At 53.6% G+C, this 274-nt stretch carries 1 rRNA gene; it reads left to right on the forward strand.

Annotated features, from left to right (window positions below):
• A 23S ribosomal RNA gene (locus tag FOT98_RS29570) occupies positions 1-274 on the forward strand; the annotation flags it as partial.

Genomic DNA, 274 nt, shown 5'->3' on the forward strand with positions numbered 1-274 from the left:
CGGTGAAATTATAGTACCTGTGAAGATGCAGGTTACCCGCGACAGGACGGAAAGACCCCGTGGAGCTTTACTGTAGCCTGATATTGAATTTTGGTACAGTTTGTACAGGATAGGCGGGAGCCATTGAAACCGGAGCGCTAGCTTCGGTGGAGGCGCTGGTGGGATACCGCCCTGACTGTATTGAAATTCTAACCTACGGGTCTTATCGACCCGGGAGACAGTGTCAGGTGGGCAGTTTGACTGGGGCGGTCGCCTCCTAAAGTGTAACGGAGGC

Origin of the sequence: Bacillus sp. HY001 (assembly GCF_007558965.1) — a bacterium.
GTDB lineage: Bacteria > Bacillota > Bacilli > Bacillales > Bacillaceae_G > Bacillus_A > Bacillus_A mobilis.